General features: G+C 62.2%; 28 protein-coding genes. 1 reads left to right on the forward strand and 27 read right to left on the reverse strand.

Annotated features, from left to right (window positions below):
* Positions 1-42 precede the first annotated feature (42 nt).
* From Q9451_RS26025 to trmJ, 21 genes are all read right to left on the reverse strand, one after another.
* The gene (locus tag Q9451_RS26025) at positions 43-834 is read right to left on the reverse strand and encodes an amidohydrolase (protein WP_012270604.1); all 792 of its coding nucleotides are present in this window, start codon (positions 832-834) and stop codon (positions 43-45) included.
* Positions 822-1,970 carry a pyridoxal phosphate-dependent aminotransferase gene (locus tag Q9451_RS26030; RefSeq protein ID WP_012270603.1) on the reverse strand — a complete coding sequence of 383 codons (1,149 nt, stop codon included), beginning with the start codon at positions 1,968-1,970 and terminating at the stop codon, positions 822-824. Before Q9451_RS26030 ends, Q9451_RS26025 begins: the two co-directional genes overlap by 13 nt.
* 139 nt (positions 1,971-2,109) lie before the next feature.
* Positions 2,110-3,573, reverse strand: a complete 1,464-nt coding sequence (gene der / locus Q9451_RS26035) for a ribosome biogenesis GTPase Der (protein WP_012270602.1) — start codon at positions 3,571-3,573, stop codon at positions 2,110-2,112.
* 116 nt (positions 3,574-3,689) lie between these two features.
* Positions 3,690-4,832, reverse strand: a complete 1,143-nt coding sequence (gene bamB, locus Q9451_RS26040; RefSeq protein WP_012270601.1) for an outer membrane protein assembly factor BamB — start codon at positions 4,830-4,832, stop codon at positions 3,690-3,692.
* Positions 4,833-5,474: a tetratricopeptide repeat protein gene (locus tag Q9451_RS26045; protein WP_012270600.1), complete on the reverse strand. Its 642-nt coding sequence runs from the start codon at positions 5,472-5,474 to the stop codon at positions 4,833-4,835.
* Positions 5,475-5,513: 39 nt separating this feature from the next.
* Positions 5,514-6,803 (reverse strand): histidine--tRNA ligase, encoded by a 1,290-nt coding sequence (hisS, locus tag Q9451_RS26050; RefSeq protein WP_003248516.1) that lies wholly within the window; start codon positions 6,801-6,803, stop codon positions 5,514-5,516.
* Between the two features lie 25 nt (positions 6,804-6,828).
* Positions 6,829-7,938 carry a flavodoxin-dependent (E)-4-hydroxy-3-methylbut-2-enyl-diphosphate synthase gene (ispG, locus tag Q9451_RS26055; RefSeq protein ID WP_012270599.1) on the reverse strand — a complete coding sequence of 370 codons (1,110 nt, stop codon included), beginning with the start codon at positions 7,936-7,938 and terminating at the stop codon, positions 6,829-6,831.
* A gap of 3 nt (positions 7,939-7,941) precedes the next feature.
* A complete protein-coding gene (locus tag Q9451_RS26060; RefSeq protein ID WP_012270598.1) occupies positions 7,942-8,976 on the reverse strand; it encodes a RodZ domain-containing protein in 1,035 nt (344 codons plus the stop codon).
* On the reverse strand, positions 8,973-9,734 hold the full coding sequence (gene pilW, locus Q9451_RS26065; RefSeq protein ID WP_012270597.1) for a type IV pilus biogenesis/stability protein PilW: 762 nt from the start codon (positions 9,732-9,734) through the stop codon (positions 8,973-8,975). Before pilW ends, Q9451_RS26060 begins: the two co-directional genes overlap by 4 nt.
* A 14-nt stretch (positions 9,735-9,748) precedes the next feature.
* Positions 9,749-10,894, reverse strand: coding sequence for a 23S rRNA (adenine(2503)-C(2))-methyltransferase RlmN (gene rlmN / locus Q9451_RS26070; RefSeq protein WP_012270596.1), 1,146 nt, complete (start codon positions 10,892-10,894; stop codon positions 9,749-9,751).
* A gap of 28 nt (positions 10,895-10,922) precedes the next feature.
* The gene (ndk, locus tag Q9451_RS26075; RefSeq protein WP_008092560.1) at positions 10,923-11,348 is read right to left on the reverse strand and encodes a nucleoside-diphosphate kinase; all 426 of its coding nucleotides are present in this window, start codon (positions 11,346-11,348) and stop codon (positions 10,923-10,925) included.
* An 88-nt stretch (positions 11,349-11,436) separates the two neighbouring features.
* Positions 11,437-11,637: a Fe-S cluster assembly protein IscX gene (gene iscX / locus Q9451_RS26080; protein ID WP_003248529.1), complete on the reverse strand. Its 201-nt coding sequence runs from the start codon at positions 11,635-11,637 to the stop codon at positions 11,437-11,439.
* A 10-nt stretch (positions 11,638-11,647) separates the two neighbouring features.
* On the reverse strand, positions 11,648-11,989 hold the full coding sequence (fdx, locus tag Q9451_RS26085) for an ISC system 2Fe-2S type ferredoxin (RefSeq protein WP_012270595.1): 342 nt from the start codon (positions 11,987-11,989) through the stop codon (positions 11,648-11,650).
* Between the two features lie 3 nt (positions 11,990-11,992).
* Positions 11,993-13,855 carry a Fe-S protein assembly chaperone HscA gene (hscA, locus tag Q9451_RS26090; protein ID WP_012270594.1) on the reverse strand — a complete coding sequence of 621 codons (1,863 nt, stop codon included), beginning with the start codon at positions 13,853-13,855 and terminating at the stop codon, positions 11,993-11,995.
* Between the two features lie 42 nt (positions 13,856-13,897).
* Positions 13,898-14,419, reverse strand: a complete 522-nt coding sequence (gene hscB / locus Q9451_RS26095) for a co-chaperone HscB (RefSeq protein WP_012270593.1) — start codon at positions 14,417-14,419, stop codon at positions 13,898-13,900.
* Between the two features lie 8 nt (positions 14,420-14,427).
* Positions 14,428-14,751, reverse strand: coding sequence for an iron-sulfur cluster assembly protein IscA (gene iscA / locus Q9451_RS26100; protein ID WP_003248536.1), 324 nt, complete (start codon positions 14,749-14,751; stop codon positions 14,428-14,430).
* Positions 14,752-14,776: 25 nt separating this feature from the next.
* Complete coding sequence (gene iscU / locus Q9451_RS26105; protein WP_003248539.1) at positions 14,777-15,163, reverse strand: Fe-S cluster assembly scaffold IscU; 387 nt, start codon at positions 15,161-15,163, stop codon at positions 14,777-14,779.
* A gap of 46 nt (positions 15,164-15,209) precedes the next feature.
* On the reverse strand, positions 15,210-16,424 hold the full coding sequence (locus tag Q9451_RS26110; protein WP_012270592.1) for an IscS subfamily cysteine desulfurase: 1,215 nt from the start codon (positions 16,422-16,424) through the stop codon (positions 15,210-15,212).
* Between the two features lie 46 nt (positions 16,425-16,470).
* A complete protein-coding gene (gene iscR / locus Q9451_RS26115) occupies positions 16,471-16,962 on the reverse strand; it encodes a Fe-S cluster assembly transcriptional regulator IscR (RefSeq protein WP_008092572.1) in 492 nt (163 codons plus the stop codon).
* Positions 16,963-17,141: 179 nt separating this feature from the next.
* The gene (gene cysE, locus Q9451_RS26120; RefSeq protein ID WP_012270590.1) at positions 17,142-17,927 is read right to left on the reverse strand and encodes a serine O-acetyltransferase; all 786 of its coding nucleotides are present in this window, start codon (positions 17,925-17,927) and stop codon (positions 17,142-17,144) included.
* Positions 17,928-17,930: 3 nt separating this feature from the next.
* Entirely contained in the window at positions 17,931-18,686 is a 756-nt protein-coding gene (gene trmJ / locus Q9451_RS26125) for a tRNA (cytosine(32)/uridine(32)-2'-O)-methyltransferase TrmJ (RefSeq protein WP_012270589.1), read from the reverse strand.
* Between the two features lie 151 nt (positions 18,687-18,837).
* On the opposite strand from trmJ, the gene suhB reads away from it, so the two are divergent.
* Positions 18,838-19,656, forward strand: a complete 819-nt coding sequence (gene suhB / locus Q9451_RS26130; protein WP_012270588.1) for an inositol-phosphate phosphatase — start codon at positions 18,838-18,840, stop codon at positions 19,654-19,656.
* Between the two features lie 107 nt (positions 19,657-19,763).
* Here suhB and Q9451_RS26135 read toward each other — a convergent pair whose 3' ends face one another.
* The 6 genes from Q9451_RS26135 to queA form a co-directional block, all read right to left on the reverse strand.
* Positions 19,764-20,306 (reverse strand): glycine zipper 2TM domain-containing protein, encoded by a 543-nt coding sequence (locus Q9451_RS26135; RefSeq protein WP_041166378.1) that lies wholly within the window; start codon positions 20,304-20,306, stop codon positions 19,764-19,766.
* A gap of 118 nt (positions 20,307-20,424) precedes the next feature.
* Positions 20,425-21,333: a protein translocase subunit SecF gene (gene secF / locus Q9451_RS26140; RefSeq protein ID WP_012270586.1), complete on the reverse strand. Its 909-nt coding sequence runs from the start codon at positions 21,331-21,333 to the stop codon at positions 20,425-20,427.
* 10 nt (positions 21,334-21,343) lie between these two features.
* A complete protein-coding gene (secD, locus tag Q9451_RS26145) occupies positions 21,344-23,206 on the reverse strand; it encodes a protein translocase subunit SecD (RefSeq protein WP_012270585.1) in 1,863 nt (620 codons plus the stop codon).
* 63 nt (positions 23,207-23,269) lie between these two features.
* Entirely contained in the window at positions 23,270-23,605 is a 336-nt protein-coding gene (gene yajC, locus Q9451_RS26150) for a preprotein translocase subunit YajC (protein WP_003248556.1), read from the reverse strand.
* Between the two features lie 42 nt (positions 23,606-23,647).
* Positions 23,648-24,763 (reverse strand): tRNA guanosine(34) transglycosylase Tgt, encoded by a 1,116-nt coding sequence (gene tgt, locus Q9451_RS26155; RefSeq protein WP_014589748.1) that lies wholly within the window; start codon positions 24,761-24,763, stop codon positions 23,648-23,650.
* A gap of 14 nt (positions 24,764-24,777) precedes the next feature.
* Positions 24,778-25,827, reverse strand: coding sequence for a tRNA preQ1(34) S-adenosylmethionine ribosyltransferase-isomerase QueA (queA, locus tag Q9451_RS26160; RefSeq protein WP_012270583.1), 1,050 nt, complete (start codon positions 25,825-25,827; stop codon positions 24,778-24,780).
* Between the last annotated feature and the right edge of the window lie 25 nt (positions 25,828-25,852).

Raw genomic sequence — 25,852 nt, forward strand, 5'->3', positions numbered from 1 at the left:
AAGGCATCAGGCCCCTTGTGCTACAAGGGGCCTGACCTGCTGTCAGTGCAACTCGAAGGTATCGGCATCCAGGTTGGCCGGGAATTTGGCCCGGTACGCCGCCAGTTCCGCCGCACTCAACACAGCAGTAAATACCCCGTCCGCCTCGCCGGCGCTCAGCAGGCTCTCGCCCTGGAAGTCCAGCACCTGGCTGTCACCCGAATACGCAAAGCCTTTGCCATCCGTGCCCACCCGGTTCACCGCAGCCACATAACACAGGTTCTCGATACCCCGCGCCGGCAACAGGCGGTTCCAGTGCTGGCGGCGCGCTGCCGGCCAGTTGGCGGTGTACAGCAGCAGGTCGGTGTCCTGGGCATCGCGGCTCCACACCGGGAAGCGCAGGTCATAACAAATCAGCGGGCGAATCCGCCAGCCCTTTACCTCGAACTGCACCTGGCGCTCGCCTGGGGTGTAATGCTTGTGCTCACCGGCCATGCGGAACAGGTGGCGTTTGTCGTAATGCAGGATCTCGCCGTCCGGTCGCGCCCACAACAGACGGTTGCGGTGGCTACCATCAGCGGCCTGGATGATTACGCTGCCGGTAATCACCGCGCTGTATTTCTTCGCCTGGGCTTTCAGCCATTTGTAGGTCGGGCCGTTCTCCGGCTCGCACAAGCTTTCCGACTGCATCGAAAAGCCGGTGGTGAACATTTCCGGCAGGATCACCAGGTCCACTTCGCCCACCTGCTCCAGCAACTCCTCGAAGTGTGCATAGTTGGCCTCGCGGTCGTGCCAGGCCAGGGTGGTTTGCACCAGGGCGACTCTCAGGTTCGGCAGTGTGCTCAGATCGCGCATAGTCGTTCCGCTGCCTGACGCAGCGTCTCCTCTCGTTTGGCAAAGCACAGGCGCACCAGGCGTTGCTCGGGGATGGGTTGCTGGTAGAACACCGACACCGGGATGGTCGCCACGCCGTGCTCACGGGTCAGCCACAGCGACATGTCGACATCGTTCAGGTCCGGGCGGATCTGCGAATAATCCACCAGCTGGAAATAAGTGCCCGCCGTGCGGGCAAAGCTGAAGCGCGAGCCCTCCAGCAAACCGCAGAACAGGTCGCGCTTGGCCTGATAGAACGCCGGCAGTTCATCGATATGCTCGGGGTGCTCGGCCATGAAGTCGGCCAGCGCACACTGCAGCGGTGTCACCCCGCAGAAGTTGACGTACTGGTGCACCTTGCGCAGCTCTGCGCTCAGCGCGGGCGGAGCGATCACGTAGCCTGTCTTCCAGCCGGTAACGTGGTAGGTCTTGCCGAACGAGCTGACCACGAAGGCACGTTGGTACAGCTGCTCGTGGGCCAGCACGCTGGCATGGCGAACGCCGTCATAAACCAGGTGCTCGTACACTTCATCGCTGACCAGGTAAATATCGCGGTCGGCAACGAGCTTTGCCAGCTGGTCAAGGTCTTCGCGGGTGATCAAGGCACCGCTGGGGTTGTGCGGCGAGTTGAGGATGACCATGCGCGTGCGCGGGCTCAGCGCATCGCTGAACTTCTGCCAGTCGATACGGAAATTGCCGTCGCTCAGTTGCACATGCACACAGCGGCCACCGGCCAGCTCCACGGACGGCTCGTAGCTGTCGTAGCACGGGTCGAAGACAATCACCTCGTCACCGGCATGCACCACCGCCTGGATGGCACAAAAGATCGCCTCGGTGGCACCCGGGGTGATGGTCACTTCCTGGTCCGCATCCACCCTGGCGCCATACAGGCGCTCGACCTTGGCCGCCACCTGCTGGCGCAGGGCCGGCAAGCCGGTCATCGGCGAATACTGGTTATGCCCGGCGGCCACGTGCCGGCCTACCGCATCGAGCAGTGCCTGCGGGCCATTGAAATCGGGGAAGCCTTGGGACAGGTTGAGCGCGCCAGTCTGCACGGCGAGCTGGGACATGGTGGTGAAGATGGTCGTGCCGACATTCGGCAGTTTGCTGCGGATCATGGAGCCCTCTTTCCTGGGGTGTATCCGGCACGGGGTGGAGTCCGAGCATAGCGGATCGAGCGGTCAGGAAAAAGGTTGAAACAATAGGGGGATTGCGGTGGATCAAAAACGGGGCCGCATAGCGGCCCCGTTATCACTGCTAGCGCTTGTCGCGGCGCTTCTTCTCGGCCTTCTTGTGGTGCGACATCAAGCGGCGCTTCTTGTTGACCTGGCGGTCGGTGAGGGTGTTCTTCTTGCCCTCGAACGGGTTCTCACCGCCCTTGTACTCGATACGGATCGGCGTACCGACCAGTTTCAGTACGCGGCGGTAGGTGTTTTCCAGGTAACGCGAGTACGACTTGGGAATGCTCTCGGTCTGGTTGCCGTGGATCACGATCAGCGGCGGGTTGGCACCCCCGAGGTGGGCATAGCGCAGCTTGATGCGGCGGCCATTGACCAACGGCGGCTGGTGCTCGCTCACGGCATCTTCGAGGATCTGCGTCAGGCGGCTGGTCGGCCAACGGGTGACCGCCGACTTGAACGCGGCCTGCACCGACTTGTACAGGTTGCCTACACCTGTGCCATGCAAGGCGGAAATGAAGTGAATGTCGGCGAAGTCGACGAAGAACAGCCGGCGCTCCAGCTCGGTCTTCACGTAGGCACGCTCGCCCGGTTCCATGCCATCCCACTTGTTCAGGGCGATGACGATGGCGCGGCCGGCTTCCAGGGCGAAGCCCAGCAGGTTGAGGTCGTGGTCAACCACGCCTTCGCGGGCGTCCATGACGAAGATGACCACGTTGGCGTCCTTGATCGCCTGCAGCGTCTTCACCACCGAGAACTTTTCGACTTCCTCGTGGATCTTGCCGCGCTTACGCACCCCGGCGGTGTCGATGAAGGTGTACTTCTCGCCATCGCGTTCGAACGGGATGTAGATACTGTCACGGGTGGTGCCTGGCTCGTCGTAGACCACCACACGCTCTTCGCCGAGCATGCGGTTGACCAGGGTCGACTTACCAACGTTGGGGCGGCCGATGATGGCGATCTTGATGCCATCCTTTTCGCTTGGGCCAGGAATGCGCACGGCTTCCTCGCCTTCGGCGACTTCCTGGTCGAGGGCTTCGTCTTCGGCATCACGCGGCAGGTGGCCGAGCACGGCTTCCATCAGGGCATTGATACCACGGCCCTGGGAACCCGCCACCGGAATGGCGTTACCCATGCCCATTGGCGAGAATTCGGCGCGGGCAACGTCGGGGTCGATGTTGTCGATCTTGTTGGCAACCAGAATCGCCGACTTGTTCCGCTTGCGCAGGTGCTCGGCGATCATCTGGTCTGCTGCGGTCATGCCCGCACGGGCATCGACCAGAAACAGCACATAGTCGGCTTCTTCGATGGCCATGAGCGACTGCTCGGCCATTTTCTCGTCCATGCCCACTTCGTCACCGGTGATACCACCGGTGTCGATCAAAATGAAGGAACGACCCTGCCAGGTGGCGTCACCGTACTGGCGGTCACGGGTCAGGCCCGACAAGTCACCGACGATGGCATCGCGGGTTTTGGTCAGGCGGTTGAACATGGTGGATTTGCCGACGTTCGGGCGGCCCACCAGGGCTATTACGGGAACCATCGGCTCTCCACTCTCGAATTCTTGAAAATGCAAAGGCCGCTGCAAGGCAGCGGCCGGAGTACGGGCGGCGTTTCCTACGCCGCGGCTTGAAGCCCGCCAAGGCTCCAAGCATAGCTTCAGCGGACGGTCAGTGCCTCGAGCTTGCCGCTGTTGCCGAAGACGTAGATGGTGTCACCGACCACAAGTGGCCGGGCGCGCAGGCCATCGCTGTCGATACGCTCACGGCCGACGAAGCGGCCATCGACCTGGCTCAGCAGGTGCAGGTAGCCTTCGAAGTCCCCTACAGCCACGTAGCTGGAGAACACTTCCGGTGCCGACAGCTGACGGCGGGCCATGGTGTCGTTGCTCCACAGGGCGCTGGAAGAGCGCTCGTCGACACTCTCGACAGTACCCGAGGCTTCGCTGACATAGACGTTGCCGTAACCCTGGGCGACACCCACATAGCTGGAGGCATCGCGCTGCCACAGCACGCGGCCGCTTTCCAGGTCCAGGCCCGCTACGCGGCCCTGGTAGGTGCTGACGTAGAGGGTTTCACCGGACAGCAGCAGACCGCCGTCGATGTCGACCACACGGTCCAGCTCGGAACGGCCCTGCGGGATGGCCACGCGGCTTTCCCACACCGGCACGCCGTTGTTGATGTCCACCGCGACCACCTTGCCAGTGGACAGGCCGGCAATGGCCAGACGGTTGGTGGCGATCGGCGCACCGGTGCCACGCAGGGTCAGTACGGCCGGGGTGTTTTCGTAGATCCAGCGGCGGTCGCCAGTGGCGGCATCCAGGCCGATCAGGCGGTCGTCCTGGGTCTGTACCACCACCACATCACCGTTGTTGGCCGGTGGTGCCAGCACTTCGCTGGTCACGCGGGAGCGCCAGCGCTCTTCACCGGTGCTGGAGTCCAGGGCAATGACTTCACCCTTGAGGGTACCGAGCATGACCAGGCCGTAGCCCACGCCAACAGCGCCGGAAACCTGCAGCTCCAGGTCTTTCTTCCACACCACGTCACCGGTGATGCGATCAAGGGCAAAGACTTCGCCATTGACGTCGGAAGCGTAGATACGGTCGTTTTCGATGGCCGGTACCAAGGTGTTGTAGGTTTTACCCTGGCCGTCACCGATCGAACGGCTCCACTGCTTTTTCAGCACCACTTCCTCGGTGAACTTGGTCAGCTCGGCCGGGGGCAGTTCCTTCTTGCTGTTGCTGCTGCAACCTGCGGCCAGTACGGCCAGGGTCAGCACTGCTGCATGTTTCCAACCGATCACTTACGCGTCCCCTTTAGCCAGGTCATCCAGCTTCAATTGCAGGCCACCGACCGCCGCGTCATCGGACAGCGCAGCCTTGGCTTTTTCGTAAGCGCTGTGCGCGTCGTCGGCGCGACCCAGCTGTACCAGCAGGTCACCCTTCAACTCTTCACGGCTGGCCAGGAAGGCTTTGTCGGCGTCGCCGTCAAGCAGCTTCAGGGCGTCCTCGGCCTTGTTCTGGGCGGCCAGTACGCGAGCCAGACGCTGGCGCGAAATCTCGCCCAGGGTCACGTCGGCCGGCTTGTCCAGCACGCTTTTCAGCTCGGCGGCAGCGTCGTCGAGCTTGCCGGTCTCGACCGCTACCTTGGCCACGAACAGGCTGCCGTACTGGGCGTAGGCGGTGCCGCCGAACTCGCTCTTGAGCTTGCCGGACAGCTCCGCGACCTTGGTGGCGTCTGGCTGGCCAGTCGGCGTCAGGCTGGTTTCAAGCAAAGCCTGATACAGCTGCGAGGCACCTTGCGACTGGTTGTTCTGGTACTTGTGCCAGGTATTCCAGCCCAGCACCACCACGCCAGCCAGCAATGCGCCGGTCAGCAGCGGCTTGCCGTTGCGGTTCCACCAGTCCTTGACCCCTGCCAGGTCATCATCATCGGTACTCGACACCCCAATACTCCTTTTCGCCTATTCGCTTGTTGAACCGCGTTACGCCTGCGCGATCGCGGTTTCCAGGTGCTCTGCAAGAGCATCCCAGGCAATGTTCTGTTGTTCGCCCTGGCCACGCAGGGGCTTCAAGCCAATCTCTTGCTTGGCCAATTCGTCGTCGCCGAGGATCAGGGCAAACAGCGCGCCGCTCTTGTCGGCTTTCTTGAACTGGCTTTTGAAACTGCCACCGCCGGCGTTGACTGCCAGGCGCAGGCCCGGCAGGCGGTCGCGCAGGCCTTCGGAAAGGCGCAGGCCAGCCAGTTCCGCCTGCTCGCCGAAGGCGCACAGGTAAACGTCGATCTGGCGGCTGATGGACTCTGGCACCTTGCCCAGGGTTTCCAGCAGCAGGATCAGGCGCTCGATGCCCATGGCGAAACCAACACCCGTGGTTGGCTTGCCGCCCATCTGCTCGACCAGGCCATCGTAGCGGCCACCGGCACACACGGTGCCCTGGGCACCGAGCTTGTCGGTCACCCACTCGAACACGGTCTTGCTGTAGTAGTCCAGGCCACGCACCAGCTTGGTGTTGATCACGAACGGAATACCGGCGGCGTCCAGGCGGGCCTTGAGGCCTTCGAAGTGCACGCGGGATTCTTCGTCCAGGTAGTCTTCCAGCTTCGGAGCGCCAACCAGCACCGCCTGGGTGTTCTGGTCCTTGCTGTCGAGAATGCGCAGCGGGTTGCTCTTCAGGCGGCGCTGACTGTCTTCGTCCAACTGCTCCAGGCGCGCCGAGAGGAACTCGACCAACGCGTCACGGTAGCGTGCACGGGCTTCACTGGTGCCCAGGCTGTTGAGTTCGAGCTTGACCGCATCCTGGATACCCAGCAGGCCCCACAGGCGCCAGGTCAGCATGATCAGCTCGGCATCGATGTCCGGGCCGTCCAGGTTGAACACTTCCACGCCAATCTGGTGAAACTGGCGGTAGCGGCCCTTCTGCGGGCGCTCATGGCGGAACATCTGCCCGATGTACCACAGCTTCTGCACCTGGCCGTTGCCGGTGATGCCATGTTCGAGCACAGCGCGCACGCAGGCCGCGGTGCCTTCAGGGCGCAGGGTCAGCGAATCGCCGTTGCGGTCCTCGAAGGTGTACATCTCTTTTTCGACGATGTCGGTCACTTCACCGATCGAGCGCTTGAACAGCTCGGTGAACTCGACGATCGGCGTGCGGATCTGGCTGTACCCGTAGGTGTCCAGCAGGCCGGCCACGGTGCCTTCGAAGTAGCGCCACAGTGGCGACTGTTCTGGCAGGATGTCGTTCATGCCACGGATGGCTTGCAGCGATTTGCTCACGAAAAGTCCTTACGAATTCTGTGTGTCAGCCACGGACGATCAGCGCCGCGTCGGCCTCGACCTTTTCGGCCGCTTTCTGGCGGATGAGTTTTTCCAGCTCATCGACCAGGTTGTCATTGGTCAGTTTCTGCGCAGGCTTGCCGTCGATGTAGATCAGGTTCGGCGTGCCGCCGGTCAAGCCTACATGGGCTTCCTTGGCTTCACCTGGGCCGTTGACCACGCAACCGATCACCGCCACGTCCAGCGGCACCAGCAAGTCTTCCAGGCGCCCTTCCAGCTCGTTCATGGTCTTGACCACATCGAAGTTTTGCCGCGAGCAGCTCGGGCAGGCGATGAAGTTGATGCCACGCGAACGCAGGTGCAGCGACTTGAGGATGTCGTAGCCGACTTTCACTTCTTCGACCGGGTCGGCCGCCAGCGAGATACGGATGGTATCGCCAATGCCTTCGGCCAGCAGCATACCGAGGCCGACGGCAGATTTCACCGTCCCCGAACGCAGGCCACCGGCTTCGGTGATGCCCAAGTGCAACGGCTGCACGATCTGCTTGGCCAGCAGCCGGTAGGCTTCGACGGCCATGAACACGTCGGAGGCCTTGACGCTGACCTTGAAGTCCTGGAAGTCCAGGCGGTCGAGGTGCTCGACGTGGCGCAGGGCCGACTCGACCAGCGCTGCCGGGGTTGGCTCGCCGTACTTCTTCTGCAGGTCTTTTTCCAGGGAACCGGCGTTGACCCCGATACGGATCGGGATACCACGGTCGCGGGCGGCGTCGACCACGGCGCGCACACGGTCTTCACGGCCGATGTTGCCTGGGTTGATACGCAGGCAATCGACGCCCAGCTCAGCAACGCGCAGAGCGATCTTGTAGTCGAAATGGATGTCGGCGACCAGCGGCACGCTGACCAGCTGCTTGATCTTGCCGAAGGCTTCGGCGGCGTCCATGTCCGGTACCGAGACACGTACGATGTCCACGCCGGCATCGACCAGGCGCTGGATTTGCGCCACGGTGGCGGCTACATCGTTGGTATCGGTGTTGGTCATGCTCTGCACCGCGATGGGTGCGTCACCACCCACCGGCACATTGCCGACCCAAATTTTGCGGGATTCGCGACGTTTGATCGGAGATTCGCCGTGCATGACTTACTGTCCCAACTTCAGGCGAGCGGTCTCGCCACTGGTGAACGGGGCAACATCGACGGCCTGGCCGTTGTAGCTGACCTGGGCGCCACGGGCAAAGCCCAGACGCACCGCGAACGGCGGCTTGCCGGTCAGCTCGAGGTTGTCCCCCTTGCGCTTGATGGCGCTGAACAGCACCTTGCCGTTGCCGTCGCTGACCTGGGTCCAGCAATCGGCGGTGAACTGGATGGCAACCTTGGCACTGCCAGCCGGTATTGCGGCAGGCTCGGCGGCGACCACGGTAGACGCGGGCGCCGCAGGCGCAACAGCGGCAGGTGCTGGGGTAACCGGTGCTACCGGGGCAGGCGCAGCAGCAGGCGCGGGTTGCGCGGGTGCTTGCTGGCCCGCTGCCGGGGCCGGCACTGCGGCAGCGGCTGGGGCCGCGCTGGTCGGCGCCTGTTCAGCGGCCGCGGCAGGCTGCTCGGTTGCGCCCTGCTCCAGCGCCAACGGCGCGCTTTCGGCCTGCTGGCCGACGGAAACGGCCTGGTCTTCAGGCTCATCGAGCGGGTGAATCTGGGTGGTGCCGTCGGCGCTTTCGACTTCGACGTGCTCCAGGGCAATCTTGGCCAGGTCCTTGCCACGCAGGCTGCCCTGGTCCTGCCACCAGACGAAGCCGCCACCGACCACGGCCACCAGCAACAGCAGGCTGACGCCGCGCAGGATGTTATGCGACAGGCGCACCGGCTCTTCGATGCGGCCCAGCGAATGCACTTCGCTGCCCTTGGCGTGAGTACCGGTGTAGCGGTCGAAGGCCTCTACCAGGGCGGCCTGGTCGAGCTCCATCAACTTGGCATAGGCGCGAATATAGCCACGCGCGAAGGTATGCCCGGGCAGCTTGTCGAAGGCGCCGGTTTCCACGTGGTTCAACGAACTGACAGTGAGGTTGAGCTTGCGGGCCACCTCGGCTTGAGACCAGTCCCGTTTCTCACGGGCCAGGCGCAAAAGCTCACCGGGGTTCTGGCCAGGCGCTACTGCTACTTCGGGATGCGCGGCGTTCATCGTTGCTCCGACAGGTATTGCTGGTATTCCGGCGTACCGGGATAAAGTCGTTGTAATTGCTGGCCCAGTTCGGCCAGTGCGCCCTGCTCGTCGAACACCCTGGCAAGGCGGCTGCCCAGCAGCAGGCTACGGGCGTCGTGGTCGCTCAACTGGCTGAAACGATCGTAGTAGTCCCGGGCCGGCACATAATGCCTGTTTTCGTAGGACAACTCAGCCATTTCCAGCAACGCTTTCGGTTGCCGCTGGTTGAGTTGCAACGCTTTCAACAGATAGGCATGCGCCTGGTCGCGGCGCTCGAGCTTGAGGGCGGTCAGGCCCAGGTTCTCGTACACCCGTGAGCGCTCAGGATACAGGGTATCGGCACTGGCCAGGCGAAACATCTGCTCGGCCTCGGCAAATCGCCCCTGAGCATAAAGGAAACTGCCGTAATTGTTGCTAATTCGTGTGTCGCCGCTGCTGATCTGCAGGGCCTTGCGAAAGTGCGTTTCGGCCAGCGCCGGTTCGCCTTCGGCCTGAAACACCAGCGCCAGGGCAGCGTGCGCGTCGGCATCCCGCCCATCCAGCGCCAAGGCCTTGCCCAGTGGTGCCTTGGCCTGCTCGGTCAAACCCTGTTGCAAATAACCCAGGCCAAGCTGCACATAAGCTCGCCCCGCTTCCACCCTCCCCTGGCGACTGGCCAGGGGGTCGCCCACGCCACCCGACACGCAGCCGGCCAGCAGCGAAAGCGCAAGGATCGACAGCGCGGTGCGCAGGCTCATGGGCGAGGTCCCGGTCAGTGGCTGGCGGCGCTGTCTTGCAGCTCGACGTCTGCGGAAAGCTGGCGAACAGCGATATAGCGTTCACTGCGGCGGGTACGGTCGTTGACCTGGCCAACCAGCTGGCCGCAGGCAGCGTCGATGTCGTCGCCACGGGTGGTGCGGGTGGTGACGTTGAAACCACCGTGGTGCAGCAGGTCCTGGAAGCGACGAATGGCGTTGTTGCTCGGCCGCTCGTAGCCCGAATGCGGGAACGGGTTGAACGGGATCAGGTTGATCTTGCACGGTACGTCGCGCAGCAACTCGATCATTTGCGCGGCATGCTCAGGCTGGTCATTGACGTCCTTGAGCAAGGTGTACTCGACGGTGAGCACGCGCTTGCCGCCCAAGGTAGACATGTAGCCCATGCACGATTCCAGCAGCACCTTCAGCGGGTACTTCTTGTTGATCGGAACCAGCTTGTTGCGCAGTTCGTCGTTCGGCGCGTGCAGCGAAAGGGCCAGCGACACGTCGATGTGCTTGGCCAGTTCGTCGATCATCGGTACCACGCCCGAGGTGGACAGCGTGACGCGACGCTTGGAAATGCCATAGCCAAGGTCATCCATCATGATTTTCATGGCGGCGATGACGTTGTCGAAGTTCAGCAAGGGCTCGCCCATGCCCATCATCACCACGTTGGTAATCGCGCGGTCGACTTTGGCAGGGACGGTCCCGAAGGATTTGTTGGCAAGCCACACCTGGCCGATCACTTCGGCGGCGGTGAGGTTGCTGTTGAAGCCTTGCTTGCCGGTGGAGCAGAAACTGCAGTCCAGGGCACAGCCGGCTTGCGACGATACGCACAGGGTACCGCGGTCGTCGGTAGGAATGTAGACGGTCTCGACGCAGCTGCCGGAGGCAACGCGGATCACCCATTTGCGGGTGCCGTCGGCGGAAATGTCTTCACTGACCACTTCCGGTGGGCGAATCTCGGCAACGGCCTCGAGCTTTTCGCGCAAGACCTTGCCTACGTTGGTCATGGCCGCAAAGTCGGACACGCCAAAATGGTGAATCCATTTCATCACCTGGCCGGCACGGAAGCGCTTCTCCCCGATAGAGTCGAAGAATTGTTCCATTTCCGGCTGGGTCAGGCCCAACAGGTTGATTTTGCCAGTAGATGTCGTCATGGATTCACCCTCACCCGTAAGCTTTCGCTTAGCGAGTGGTTACCTCGGTAGCAGCGAAGAAGTAAGCGATTTCGCGAGCAGCGGCAGCTTCGGAGTCCGAACCATGAACGGCGTTGGCGTCGATCGACTCGGCGAAGTCAGCACGGATGGTGCCGGCAGCAGCTTCTTTAGGGTTGGTAGCGCCCATCAGCTCACGGTTCAGAGCGATGGCGTTTTCGCCTTCCAGAACCTGAACAACAACTGGACCGGAAGTCATGAAGGCAACCAGGTCACCGAAGAAGCCGCGAGCGCTGTGCTCAGCGTAGAAGCCTTCGGCTTCGGCTTTGGACAGTTGCTTGATTTTCGAGGCAACGATTTTCAGGCCAGCTTCTTCGAAGCGAGTGGTGATCTTGCCGATGACGTTTTTGGCAACGGCGTCAGGCTTGATGATCGAGAAAGTACGTTGAACAGCCATGGAAAACTCCAGAATATGAGTGTTACGAAAAATTAAACCCGCGAATTATACGCGGGTTCTGGGGGATTGCCTAACCTGCAAGTGACGCTTAGTCGGCTTCGTCGATCCAGGCAGCCTGGATGGCCTCGAGCACTTTCTCACCGCCGCGTGACGGATCGTCGCTGAATTCTGGCAATGCCAGCACCCAACGGTGCAGGTCTACGAAATTCACATAACGAGGATCGACCTCCGGCTTGCTTTCTGCAAGCTGGATTGCGATCTCAAGTACATCAACCCATTTCAGACTCATGTACAGATCCTCAGTGCGGTGCTTCGGCAGCGTGGTTGAGCGAATACTTGGGGATCTCGATGGTCAGGTCTTCGTCAGCGACGACCACCTGGCAGCCAAGGCGCGACTGCGCTTCCAGGCCCCAAGCCTTGTCCAGCATGTCCTCTTCCAGCTCGTCGGCTTCTTCAAGCGAGTCGAAACCCTTGCGTACGATGCAGTGGCAAGTGGTGCAGGCCTTGACACCGCCGCAGGCGCTTTCCATCTCGATGTGATGATCGTGGGCCAGTTCCAGGATGTTGGTCCCGGTCGGCACCTCCACGGTCAGCCCTTCCGGGCAAAACTTCTCATGCGGCAGGAATGTCACCAGCGGCATCGGTTACTCCTCGATCTCATTCAGGTTGCGCCCGGCCAGTGCGGCTTTGACCGTCGAATCAAGGCGACGGGCGGCAAAAGCATCGGTCACCTGCGACAGACGCTTGGTCTGTTGCTCGATGGCAGCGCCATCGGTGCCGGCCAGCAAATCACGTAGTTCTTGCATCTGGAATGCAATGGCGTCGCGCTCGTCACTGCTGAGCAGGCGTTCGCCATCGGCGTCCAGGGCGCCCTGTACCGCTTCGAGCAGGCGCTCGCCGTCCACCTGGTGCTCGCGCAACTGGCGGGCGTGCTTGTCGGAACCGGCATGCTCGAAGGAGTCTTTCAGCATGCGGGCGATTTCGCCGTCGGTCAGGCCATAGGACGGCTTGACCTGGATACTGGCTTCCACGCCCGAACCCAGCTCGCGGGCGGCGACACTGAGCAGGCCATCGGCGTCCACCTGGAAGGTAACGCGAATTTTTGCCGCGCCGGCCACCATGGCCGGAATACCACGCAGCTCGAAGCGGGCCAGCGAGCGGCAGTCGCTGATCAGCTCGCGCTCGCCCTGCAGCACATGGATCATCATGGCCGACTGGCCATCCTTGTACGTGGTGAACTCCTGGGCGCGGGCCACCGGAATGGTGGTGTTGCGCGGGATCACCTTCTCCATCAACCCGCCCATGGTTTCAAGGCCAAGCGACAACGGGATGACATCGAGCAGCAGCAGTTCACCACCTTCACGGCGGTTGCCAGCCAGGGTGTCGGCCTGGATGGCGGCGCCGATGGCCACCACCTGGTCGGGGTCGATCGACGTCAACGGGGTGCGCCCGAACAACGCACCCACGGCTTCACGCACACGCGGGACGCGAGTCGAACCACCGACCATGACCACGGCGCTGACTTCTTCCAGCTCGACGCCACTGTCGCGCACGGCGCGGCGGCAAGCCTTGAGGCTGCGGGCAACCAGCGGTTCGATCATGGCTTCGAAGGCGGCGCGGCTCAGCTCACCCTGCCAGGCGCCATGGCTGACACTGACCACATCGGTGTCAGTCAACGCTTCCTTGGCCGCGCAGGCGGTTTGCAACAATGCGCGCTGGGTAGCTGGGTCCAAGTCGGACGACAAGCCAGCCTCCTCGATGATCCAGCCGGCAATGGCGTGGTCGAAATCGTCGCCACCCAAGGCGGTATCACCACCGGTGGCAAGCACTTCGAAGACACCAGCGGTCAGGCGCAGGATGGAAATATCGAAGGTGCCGCCGCCCAGGTCATAGATGGCCACCACGCCTTCGGCGTTCTGGTCCAGGCCGTAGGCCACTGCAGCCGCAGTGGGCTCGTTGAGCAGGCGCAGCACGTTCAGCCCCGCCAGGCGCGCAGCGTCCTTGGTGGCCTGGCGCTGGGCGTCATCGAAATAGGCGGGCACGGTAATCACCGCACCTACCAGTTCGCCACCCAAGGTCGCTTCGGCGCGCTCGCGCAGCACCTTGAGGATATCGGCAGACACTTCCACCGGGCTTTTCGGCCCTTGGACAGTGTCGATGAACGGCATGTGCGACTCACCACCAACAAAGCGGTACGGCAGCTGCTCGCCCAGTTGCTTGACGTCGGCCAGGCCGCGCCCCATCAGGCGCTTGACCGACAGCACGGTGTTCAACGGGTCGCTGGAAGCGGCATCACGCGCTGCCTGCCCCACTTCGTTGCGCCCTTCGAGGTAGCGCACCGCGGACGGCAGAATGACGTTACCCTGCGCGTCAGGCAGGGGCTCGCTACGACCGCTGCGCAATGCAGCGACCAGAGAGTTGGTGGTACCCAGGTCGATCCCCACCGCCAGGCGGCGCTGGTGCGGCTGAGGGCTTTGACCGGGTTCGGCAATCTGCAGTAGGGCCATGCTTATCTGAATACCTTAGGTGCCATCACGGGCAGCACCGGGTTAATCGTCGAGGCGCTCTTCCAGTTGGCGCACTTCTTGGGCGAGCTTGTCGAGGAACTGCATGCGGCGCATCAGGCGCTCGGCCTTGTCGCGCTCGCCTGGGGCATCCCAGCAGGCGGCAAAGTCCTCGTTCAGCGTGTCCTGGGCGAACTTCAGGCGCTTCTTGAACACACCGACACCATCAAGGTCGGCTTCGTCCTGCAGCTCTTCGAGCTCTTCACGCCACTGCATCTGCTGCAGCAGGAAGTCGGGGTCGTGGACCGTGACCTCCTGGGGCACTTCGTGGCCGCTGATGGCCAGCAGGTAGCGCGCGCGACGCGGCGCACTGCGCAGCGTCTGGTAGGCGTCGTTGAGGGCCGCGGATTTTTCCAGCGCTATACGTTGCTCTCGCTCGGAGGCGTCGGCAAAGCGGTCGGGATGGACTTCGCGGGCCAGCTCGCGATAGCGAGTGGCCAGCTTGTCGAGATCCAGGCGGAAGCTTGGCTGGAGGTCAAACAATGCGTAATGACAAGGAGTACCCACAGCCAGCCTCAAACGTTGAAGCTTTCGCCGCAGCCACACTCACCGCGCACGTTGGGGTTGTTGAACTTGAAGCCTTCGTTCAACCCTTCCTTGACGAAATCCAGCTCGGTGCCGTCGAGGTAGACCAGGCTCTTGGGATCGATGATCACCTTGACGCCGTGGTTTTCGAACACCTGGTCTTCGTCCGCCAGTTCGTCGACGAACTCCAGCACGTAGGCCAGGCCCGAGCAACCGGTGGTGCGCACGCCCAGGCGAATGCCCTCACCTTTGCCGCGCCCGTCGAGGGAGCGGCGAATGTGGTTGGCGGCGGCTTCTGTCATGCTGATAGCCATCAGAACTCCTTACCTCGCAGGCGACTTAGATCAAGCCTTTCTTCTGCTTGTAATCGCGCACGGCTGCCTTGATGGCATCCTCGGCGAGTACCGAGCAGTGGATCTTGACCGGCGGCAACGCCAGTTCTTCGGCCAGCTGGGTGTTCTTGATGGTTTCGGCTTCGTCCAGGGTCTTGCCCTTCATCCACTCGGTGGCGAGGGAGCTGGAAGCGATGGCCGAACCGCAGCCGTAGGTCTTGAACTTGGCGTCTTCGATAACGCCTTGCTCGTTGACCTTGATCTGCAGACGCATCACGTCACCGCACGCTGGAGCGCCGACCATGCCGGTACCGACATCCGGGTCCTCGGCATTCATCTTGCCGACGTTGCGTGGGTTTTCGTAGTGGTCGATGACCTTTTCACTGTATGCCATGGTGCAATTCCTTCCTCATCAGGGAGCCGCTCTTGCCGGCGACTGCTTAGTGGGCGGCCCACTCGATCTTGGAGATGTCAACGCCGTCTTTGTACATGTCCCACAGCGGCGACAGCTCACGCAGTTTGTTGACGGCCTCGCAGACTTTCTGCGCGGCGTAGTCGACTTCTTCTTCGGTGGTGAAACGGCCGAAGGAGAAGCGGATCGAGCTGTGCGCCAGCTCGTCGTTGCGGCCCAGAGCGCGCAGTACGTACGACGGCTCCAGCGATGCCGAGGTGCAGGCCGAACCGGACGATACGGCGATGTCCTTCAGCGACATCAGCAGCGATTCACCTTCGACGTAGTTGAAGCTCAGGTTCAGGTTGTGCGGAACACGGGCAGTCTGGCTGCCGTTGACGTACAGCTCTTCAAGGTCCGAGACCTGCTTGAAGAAGCGGTCGCTCAGGGCCTTGATGCGCGCGTTTTCCGCAACCATTTCCTGCTTGGCGATGGCGAACGCTTCGCCCATGCCGACGATCTGGTGGGTTGGCAGGGTGCCCGAACGCATGCCGCGCTCATGGCCGCCACCGTGAATGATGGCTTCCAGGCGTACACGCGGCTTGCGGCTGACGTACAGCGCACCGATGCCTTTAGGGCCGTAGACCTTGTGAGCCGAGAACGACATCAGGTCGACCTTGAGCTTTTGCAGGTCGATTTCGACCTTGCCGGCCGACTGGGCGGCGTCGACGTGGAACAGTACGCCGCGCGAGCGGGTCAGCTCACCGATGGCGGCGATGTCGTTGATCGAGCCAACTTCGTTGTTCACGTGCATCAGCGAGACCAGGATGGTGTCGTCGCGCAGCACCGCCTCTACCATGGCCGGGGTGACGATGCCGTCTTCGCCTGGCTCAAGGTAGGTGACTTCGAAACCTTCACGCTCCAGCTGGCGAGCGGTATCCAGGACCGCCTTGTGCTCGATCTTGGAGGTGATGATGTGCTTGCCCTTGGTCTGATAGAAGTGCGCGACGCCTTTGAGTGCGAGGTTGTCGGACTCGGTAGCACCGCTGGTCCAGACGATTTCGCGCGGATCGGCATTGATCAGCTCGGCAACCTGGCGGCGACCGTTCTCGACCGCTTCTTCGGCTTTCCAGCCGAATACGTGGGAACGCGAAGCCGGGTTACCGAAGTTCCCGTCAACCAGCAGGCAGTCGGCCATCTTCTGGGCCACGCGTGGGTCGACCGGGGTGGTCGCGGAGTAATCAAGGTAGATCGGCAACTTCATTTGTCTCTCCTATCAGGCGGTGGCGTCGCTCGTCGTCCCAAAGGGATCAATCGACGGCGGACGTCTCAATCTTGTCCAACTGGGCGGTTCGGCCTGCGACACGACGCAGGTCCTGGCGCTGGGCGACTTCCTGCACCTCACGGCGCATGACGAGGTCGGCCAGGCTGATGCCGCTGAGGAATTCATGGATCTGCTGGCTGAGGTCGCACCACAAGTGGTGGGTCAGGCAGGTATCACCGGCATGGCAGTCCCCGAGACCCTGGCAGCGGGTAGCATCGACCGATTCGTTGACCGCATCGATGACCTGGGCCACCTGGATGGTTTCCATGCCTCGCGACAGCTGATAGCCACCGCCTGGACCGCGCACACTGGAAACCAGGCTGCTGCGGCGCAGCTTGGCGAACAGCTGCTCCAGATAAGAGAGGGAAATGCCCTGGCGCTCGGAAATGTCGGCCAAAGACACCGGCCCATGCTGCGCGTGCAACGCCAGGTCAAGCATGGCGGTCACGGCGTATCGGCCTTTGGTAGTCAGTCGCATGGCTATTGGGTACCACGGGAGTTTCGGGATGTGTGCGAGTATGCGATTCCCGAGCATTTAAGTCAACTATTAGACCTAGTGCTTTAGTCGGGTTTGGCATCGGGAGGCGGGCGCGATTGTAGCAGACGAGGGGCGTGAGCACACGCCCCGTATGTCACTATGATTTCAGTGCGGCGCAATCAATGCGACTGAGTGTCGCGCTTGGCCACCAGGGCGGCTTCGGTGAAGTCATCCTCCGGCAAGGCCGGCAGTTCCTTGGCACAGTAGTCACTGCCCATCTTGGTCAGGGCACCGCACATACCCTCCAACCGCTCGTCGACCGCCTGCAGATGGTCGAGCATCTGGCCGATGGCACGCGCCACCGGGTCGGGCATGTCGCCGCTGACACCGTAGGCATCGAAGCCGATCTTCTCGGCCATGGCCTTGCGCTTGGCCTCGACTTCGGTGTCTTCGCTCTTGACGATGATTCGCCCGGGAATACCCACCGCCGTGGCCCCGGCCGGCACCGCCTTGGTCACCACGGCGTTGGAGCCGATCTTGGCCCCGGCACCGACGGTGAACGGCCCCAGCACCTTGGCCCCCGCCCCTACCACCACACCGTTTTCCAGGGTGGGGTGGCGCTTGCCTTTATTCCAGCTGGTACCGCCCAGCGTCACACCCTGGTAAAGGGTGACGTCATCGCCAATTTCGGCGGTTTCGCCAATGACGATGCCCATGCCGTGGTCAATGAAAAAGCGCCGACCGATGGTGGCGCCGGGATGGATCTCGATGCCGGTCAGCCAACGGCCAAAGTTCGACACCAGGCGGGCCAGCCATTTGAAATCACGCTTCCACAGGGCGTTGCCCAGGCGGTGCAGCCAGATGGCGTGCATGCCGGGGTAGCAGGTGAGCACCTCGAAGGCATTGCGCGCAGCCGGGTCACGGTGGAATACGCTTTGAATATCTTCACGCAGGCGTTCGAACATCTATCAGTCCTTCCGTTTATGCGGCTCGCCCCGGACCACTTTCTGGGTCTCGGTCAGGATGCCGCGCAAAATGCTCATTTCCGAACGCTCGACCGCCACCCGCCCATACAGCCGGCGCAGGCGCGGCATCAGGTGCTTGGGCTTTTCGGGGTCGAGGAAGCCGATGCCCACCAGGGTTTTCTCCAGGTGGTCGTAGAACAGCTCCATTTCGTCCATGGTCGCCAGCTCGGTGGCGTCAACCTTCTCGACTTTTTCGGGTGCTTCACCGGCAGCCAGCCAGGCCATGCGCACCTCGTAAGAGAGCACCTGCACAGCAGCGGCCAGGTTCAGCGAACTAAAGTCGGGGTTGGAGGGAATGTGCACGTGGAAGTGACATCGCTGCAGTTCTTCGTTGGTCAGGCCGGCGTGCTCACGCCCGAACACCAGGGCGATCTCCTCGCCGCCATTGGCATGCTCCACCGCCTTGGCCCCGCACTCGCGCGGGCCGATCAACGGCCAGGGAATGCTGCGCTCGCGGGCGCTGGTGCCCATCACCAGGTTGCAGCCGACCAGTGCCTGTTCGAGGCTGTCGACCACCAGGGCGTTATCCAGCACATCGTCGGCGCCCGATGCACGGGCGCTGGCATCCACGGCGGGGAATTCTTTCGGCTGCACCAGCACCAGACGCGACAAGCCCATGTTTTTCATGGCACGCGCAGCGCCGCCGATGTTGCCGGGGTGGCTGGTATTGACCAGAACAACACGAATATTTTGCAGCAAGGTGTTGTGCTCACAGATGCAGGAATCAAGGCCTTCGATCTTACAGAACCGACAGACGTAACGCTATGAAAGCAAATGTGACACTTCTGCCGCCAAAGTTTTCTGCTAGAATGATCGGCTTTCTTCTTTAACATCTCCAGGTGACCCGCCCATGCAGCCTATGCTGAATATCGCCCTGCGCGCCGCTCGCAGCGCCAGTGAACTGATTTTCCGCTCCATCGAACGCCTGGATAGCATCAAGGTGGACGAGAAAGAGGCTAAGGACTACGTTTCCGAGGTTGATCGTGCCGCCGAGCAGAAAATCGTCGACGCGCTGCGCAAGGCCTACCCGAACCACTCCATCCAGGGTGAAGAGACGGGCATGCACGCGGGCACCGGCGAAGAAGGCAAAGACTACCTGTGGATCATCGACCCACTGGACGGCACCACCAACTTCCTGCGCGGCATCCCCCACTTCGCCGTCAGCATCGCGTGCAAATACCGCGGTCGCCTTGAACACGCCGTGGTACTCGACCCAGTACGCCAGGAAGAATTCACCGCCAGCCGTGGCCGTGGCGCCCAACTCAACGGTCGTCGCCTGCGTGTCAGCTCGCGCACCAGCCTGGAAGGCGCCCTGCTCGGTACCGGTTTCCCGTTCCGTGACGGCCAGATGGCCGACATGGACAACTACCTGGGCATGTTCCGCGCCCTGACTGGCCAGACCGCCGGCATCCGCCGTGCAGGCTCCGCCAGCCTGGACCTGGCCTATGTGGCCGCTGGCCGCTTCGATGCCTTCTGGGAGTCGGGCCTGTCGGAATGGGACATGGCAGCTGGCGTACTGCTGATCCAGGAAGCCGGCGGCCTGGTGAGCGACTTCAACGGTGGCCACGACTTCCTCGACAAGGGCCACATCGTTGCAGGCAACATCAAGTGCTTCAAGGCCGTGCTGACCGCTATCCAGCCGCACCTGCCAGAAAGCATGAAGCGCTAACCGCAGATTGCCGAAACGCAAAAAGCACCCCTCGGGGTGCTTTTTTTGTGCCCGGCGCCCTCTCCCCCGGCCTTGCGCGATACTTGTGGGGGCAAACGGCGTACGGCTTACTGACCCGCTTCGCTCAGGATCAACTTGCCATTCTTGTCCAGCGGAATGGTCGAGCCCGGCTCACGGTCCATCTTCACCTTGCCTACCTGATCACCAATGGAGTAGGTGACGTTGTAGCCCACCACCTTCTCACTGATGTCGTTGACCGTGTTGCAGCGGGTTTGCGTGGTGGTGTAGGTGTCACGCTCCTGCATGCCCTCCTGCACCTTGTTACCGGCATAACCACCACCTACCGCACCAGCCACGGTGGCGATTTTCTTGCCGGTACCGCCACCAATCTGGTTACCCAGCAGGCCGCCGGCAATGGCACCCACCACGGTACCTGCAATCTGGTGCTGGTCCTTGACCGGCGCCTGGCGTGTGACGGCGACGTCCTTGCAGACCTCGCGCGGGGTTTTTACCTGCTGTTTGATCGGCTGCACGTCGGTAACCTGCGCATACTCAGGCCCCTTGTTGACCAAGCTGTAGGTCGCGACAGCACCTCCGGCAGTCACACCGACAGCACCCAGTACCGCACCCACCAGCATTGATTTGTTCACATGAACCTCCTGATCATACTTGCGGGTCCCACCCGCTTCTCCCAGCCTTGGAGCAAAAAAAAAGGCGCGAGTTCAATACTCGCGCCTTTCGGGCCGCCAAACGGCGTGGAACAGAAGCTTATGGACGCTCGTCCACGCCCTCTGCCTTGGTCGGCGGGATGAGGTCTTCGCTGTTCAGGTTCAGCCAGATCAGTACCACGTTGGCGATGTAGATCGACGAGTAGGTACCGGCCATGACGCCGATGAACAAGGCCAGCGAGAAGCCGAACAGGTTGTCACCACCAAAGAACAGCAGCGCGGCAATGGCCAACAAGGTCGAAACCGAGGTAGCGATGGTACGCAGCAGGGTCTGGGTGGTGGAAACGTTGATGTTCTCGATCAGCGAGGCCTTGCGCATGACGCGGAAGTTCTCACGCACACGGTCGAACACGACGATGGTGTCGTTCAACGAGTAGCCGATGATCGCCAGCACCGCTGCCAGCACCGTCAGGTCGAAGGTGATCTGGAAGAACGACAGGATACCCAGGGTCACCACCACGTCATGGATCAGCGAGATGATCGCACCCACGGCGAACTTCCACTGGAAGCGGAAGGCCAGGTAGATAAGGATGCCGCCCAGGGCCAGGAGCATGCCCATGCCACCCTGGTCGCGCAGCTCTTCACCCACCTGCGGGCCGACGAACTCGACACGCTTGAGGGTTGCCGGGTTGTCGCCGCCAGCCTTCTGCAGCGCGGCAGCTACCTTGTTGCCCAGCTGTGGGTCATCGCCCGGCATACGCACCAGCAGGTCGGTGGTAGCGCCAAAGCTCTGCACCACCGCCTCGTGGAAGCCCGAATCGACCAGCTCGGCCCGCACCGCCTTGAGGTCGGCCGGGCGCTCGTAGGTCAGCTCGATCAGCGTACCACCGGTGAAGTCCAGGCCGAAGTTCAGGCCTTTCTGCCACCAGCTGAACAGCGCCAGCACGGTGAGGAGCACGGTAATGGCGAACGCGACATTGCGTACGCCCATGAAATTGATGGTTTTCATCGCAGCTCCCTCAAACCCACAGCTTCTTGATGTCACGCCCGCCGCAGGTCAGGTTGACCATTGCACGGGTCACCATGACGGCGGTGAACATCGAGGTGAAAATCCCGAGAGACATGGTGACCGCAAAGCCCTTGACCGGGCCGGTCCCCATGGCGAACAGGATGCCGCCGACCAGCAGGCTGGTCAGGTTGGCGTCGATGATCGCGGTGTAGGCGCGGTTGAAACCTTCGTGGATGGCGCGCTGCACCGACATGCCGGCTTTGAGCTCTTCGCGAATACGCGAGAAGATCAGCACGTTGGCGTCCACCGCCATACCCATGGTCAACACGATACCGGCGATACCCGGCAGGGTCAGGGTGGCACCCAGCAGCGACATCAGCGCCAGCAGCAGCACCATGTTGCCCGCCAGGGCGATGGTGGCGATCACGCCGAAGCCGCGGTAGATGGCGATGATGAACAGCGAGACGAACAACATGCCCCACAGCGACGCATCGATACCCTTGGTGATGTTGTCAGCACCCAGGCTTGGGCCAATGGTACGTTCTTCAGCGAAGTACATTGGCGCGGCCAGACCACCGGCACGCAGCAGCAGGGCCAGCTCCGACGATTCGCCCTGGCCGTTCAGGCCGGTGATGCGGAACTGGCTGCCCAGCGGCGACTGGATGGTCGCCAGGCTGATGATTTTCTTCTCTTCCACGAAGCTTTGTACGGCAACGTCCTTCTCGACGCCGTCGACGGTCTGCTTCACATAGCGAGTGACCGGCTTCTGCTCGATGAAGATCACCGCCATGCTGCGACCGACGTTGCTGCGGGTAGCGCGGCTCATCAGCTCGCCACCGTGGCCATCCAGGCGGATGTTCACTTGCGGGCGGCCGTGCTCGTCAAAGCTGGCCTGGGCGTCGGTAACCTGGTCACCGGTAATGATCAGGCCGCGCTCGACCGGGGCGGAACGGCCGCCTTCACGGAACTCGAACACTTCGGTAGTGGCCTTGGAAGCGCCCGGCTCGGCACCGAAGCGGAACTCCAGGTTGGCGGTTTTACCGAGGATACGCTTGGCTTCGGCAGTGTCCTGCACGCCTGGCAGCTCGACCACGATGCGGTTGGCGCCCTGGCGCTGTACCAGCGGCTCGGCCACGCCCAGCTCGTTCACGCGGTTGCGCACGGTGGTAAGGTTCTGCTTGATCGAGTATTCGCGGATCTCGGCGACTTTCGCCTGGGTCAGCGCCAGACGCAGCACCGCAAGCTCGTTGCGCTCGGTGGTGGTCAGGTCGAAATCATTGAAATTCTTGCGGATCAGGACACGTGCCTGTTCGCGGGTAGCATCGTCAGCGAAGCCCAGCATGATGCCGCCATCCTGCTGAGGCAGGCTGCGGTAGCGGATGCGCTCTTTGCGCAGCAAGGTCTTGACCTCGCCTTCGTAGACTTTCATGCGGGCAGTCATGGCCTTGTCCATGTCCACTTCCAGCAGGAAGTGCACACCACCGGACAGGTCCAGGCCCAGCTTCATCGGGCTTGCACCCAGGTTGCGCAGCCATTGCGGGGTAGTCTGAGCCAGGTTGAGGGCCACGACGTAATCATCGCCCAGTGCCTTGCGCACGACATCTTTGGCTGGCAGTTGGTCTTCCTGATTGGTCAGGCGGATCAGCCCGCTGCCCTTCTCACCCAGGCTGGCGCCCTTGACGGTGATTTTGGCATCGACCAGCGCCTTGCTGACGCGATCGAGGTCGGCCTGGTTCACCTGCAGCGCCGAGCTGGCACCGCTGATCTGTACTGCCGGGTCATCCGGGTAAAGGTTGGGAGCGGAATAAATGAAACCGACCACCAGTACCAGCACGATCAGTGCATATTTCCACAGAGGGTATTTGTTCAGCATCACGCCGCCCGTTCAAGACGCGGGGCGCGTTGCGCGCCCCGACTGGAAAATAAAACCGGTAACTCAGATAGCCTTGAGCGTACCTTTTGGCAGGGTCGCAGCGATCGCGCCCTTCTGGAACTTCAGCTCGACGGTGTCGGACACTTCCAGTACCACGAAGTCATCGGAAACCTTGACGATCTTGCCGGCGATGCCGCCGTTGGTGACAACTTCGTCACCCTTCTGCAAGTTGCTCAGCAGGTTCTTCTGCTCTTTGGCGCGCTTGGCCTGTGGGCGCCAGATCATCAGGTAGAAGATGACCAGGAAACCGACCAGGAAGATCCACTCGAAGCCGGTACCGGCTGGGCCAGCGGCAGGTGCTGCAGCGTCCGCGTATGCGGCGGGGATGAAGAAGCTCATTGGGCACTCCTAATGTAATTTTCTAATAATGGATGCGGACAGTCAGTCCAAGGGCGGAACAGGAAGCCCGCGCTTGGCGTAGAAGGCGTCGACAAAGGCGGCCAATTTACCCTGTTGAATAGCCTCGCGTAAACCGGCCATCAAGCGCTGGTAATGGCGCAAGTTGTGGATGGTATTCAGCATGCTGCTCAGCATTTCGCCGCACTTGTCCAGGTGATGCAGATAGGCGCGCGAGAAGTTGGTGCAGGTGTAGCAGTCACAGGTCGGATCCAGCGGCGATTCATCATGGCGATGGAACGCATTGCGGATCTTGATCACCCCTGTATCGACGAACAGATGACCGTTGCGCGCGTTACGCGTCGGCATCACGCAGTCGAACATGTCGACGCCGCGGCGCACACCCTCAACGAGATCTTCCGGTTTGCCTACCCCCATAAGGTAACGAGGTTTGTCAGCAGGCATCTGGCCCGGCAGGTAGTCCAGTACCTTGATCATTTCGTGCTTGGGCTCGCCCACCGACAGGCCACCGATGGCCAGGCCATCGAAACCGATGTTTTCCAGGCCTTCGAGCGAGCGCATGCGCAGGTCCTGGTACATGCCGCCCTGAACGATGCCGAACAACGCCGCGGTGTTGTCGGCGTGAGCGTTCTTCGAACGCTGAGCCCAGCGCAGCGACAGCTCCATGGAGGTGCGCGCCACATCGTGCTCGGCCGGGTACGGGGTGCACTCGTCGAAGATCATCACCACGTCCGAGCCCAGGTCACGTTGCACCTGCATCGACTCTTCAGGGCCCATGAACACCTTCGAGCCATCGACCGGCGAGGCGAAGGTCACGCCCTCTTCCTTGATCTTGCGCATGGCACCCAGGCTGAACACCTGGAAGCCACCGGAATCGGTGAGGATCGGGCCTTTCCACTGCATGAAATCGTGCAGGCCGTTGTGCTTCTTGATCACCTCGGTACCTGGGCGCAGCCACAGGTGGAAGGTGTTGCCGAGGATCATCTCGGCACCAATGGCCTCGATATCGCGTGGCAGCATGCCCTTGACCGTGCCATAGGTGCCCACCGGCATGAACGCCGGGGTTTCCACGGTACCGCGTGGGAAGGTGATGCGACCACGACGGGCCTTGCCGTCGGTGGCCAGCAGTTCGAAGGACATTCGACAGGTGCGACTCATGCTTGATCCTCGGGGCCGCGTGGCGCCGGATTGCGGGTGATGAACATGGCATCACCGTAACTGAAGAAGCGGTACCCGTGCTCGACCGCCGCCGCGTAGGCGGCCATGGTCTCGGGGTAGCCGGCGAAGGCCGAGACCAGCATCAGCAGCGTGGACTCCGGCAGGTGGAAGTTGGTGACCAGGGCATCGACCACATGGAACGGCCGGCCCGGGTAGATGAAGATGTCGGTATCGCCACTGAAGGCCTTGAGCACGCCATCGCGCGCGGCGCTCTCCAGCGAGCGCACGCTGGTGGTGCCGACCGCAACCACTCGACCACCACGGGCCCGACAGGCCTCGATGGCATCGACCACATCCTGGCCCACTTCGAGCCACTCTTTATGCATGTGGTGGTCTTCGATCTTGTCGACCCGCACCGGCTGGAAGGTGCCGGCGCCCACGTGCAAGGTGACGAAGGCTCGCTCGACGCCCTTGGCGGCGATCTTTTCAAGCAGCGCCTCGTCGAAGTGCAGGCCTGCGGTAGGCGCGGCGACCGCACCGGCGCGCTGGGCGTACACAGTCTGGTAGCGCTCACGGTCGGCGCCCTCGTCGGGCCGGTCGATGTACGGCGGTAGCGGCATGTGGCCGACACGGTCGAGCAGCGGCAGCACTTCTTCGGTGAAGCGCAGTTCGAACAGCGTATCGTGACGCGCGACCATCTCGGCCTCGCCACCGCCATCGATGAGGATGACCGCGCCCACTTTCGGCGCCTTGCTGGCACGCACATGGGCCAGCACCCGGTGGCTGTCGAGCACGCGCTCGACCAGCACTTCCAGCTTGCCGCCGGAGGCTTTCTGGCCAAACAACCGCGCTGGGATCACCCGGGTGTTGTTGAACACCATCAGGTCGCCGGGGCGCAGGTAGTCGAGCAGGTCGGGGAATTGCCGGTGCGAAAGCGCGCCGGTCGGCCCATCGAGCACCAGCAGACGGCTGCCATGGCGCTCGGCCAACGGGTGGCGGGCGATCAGGGAATCAGGGAGTTCGAAGGAGAAATCGGCGACGCGCATGATGATGTTCGGTTCGGCAGGGCCG

The organism is Pseudomonas sp. NY8896 (genome assembly GCF_039634505.1).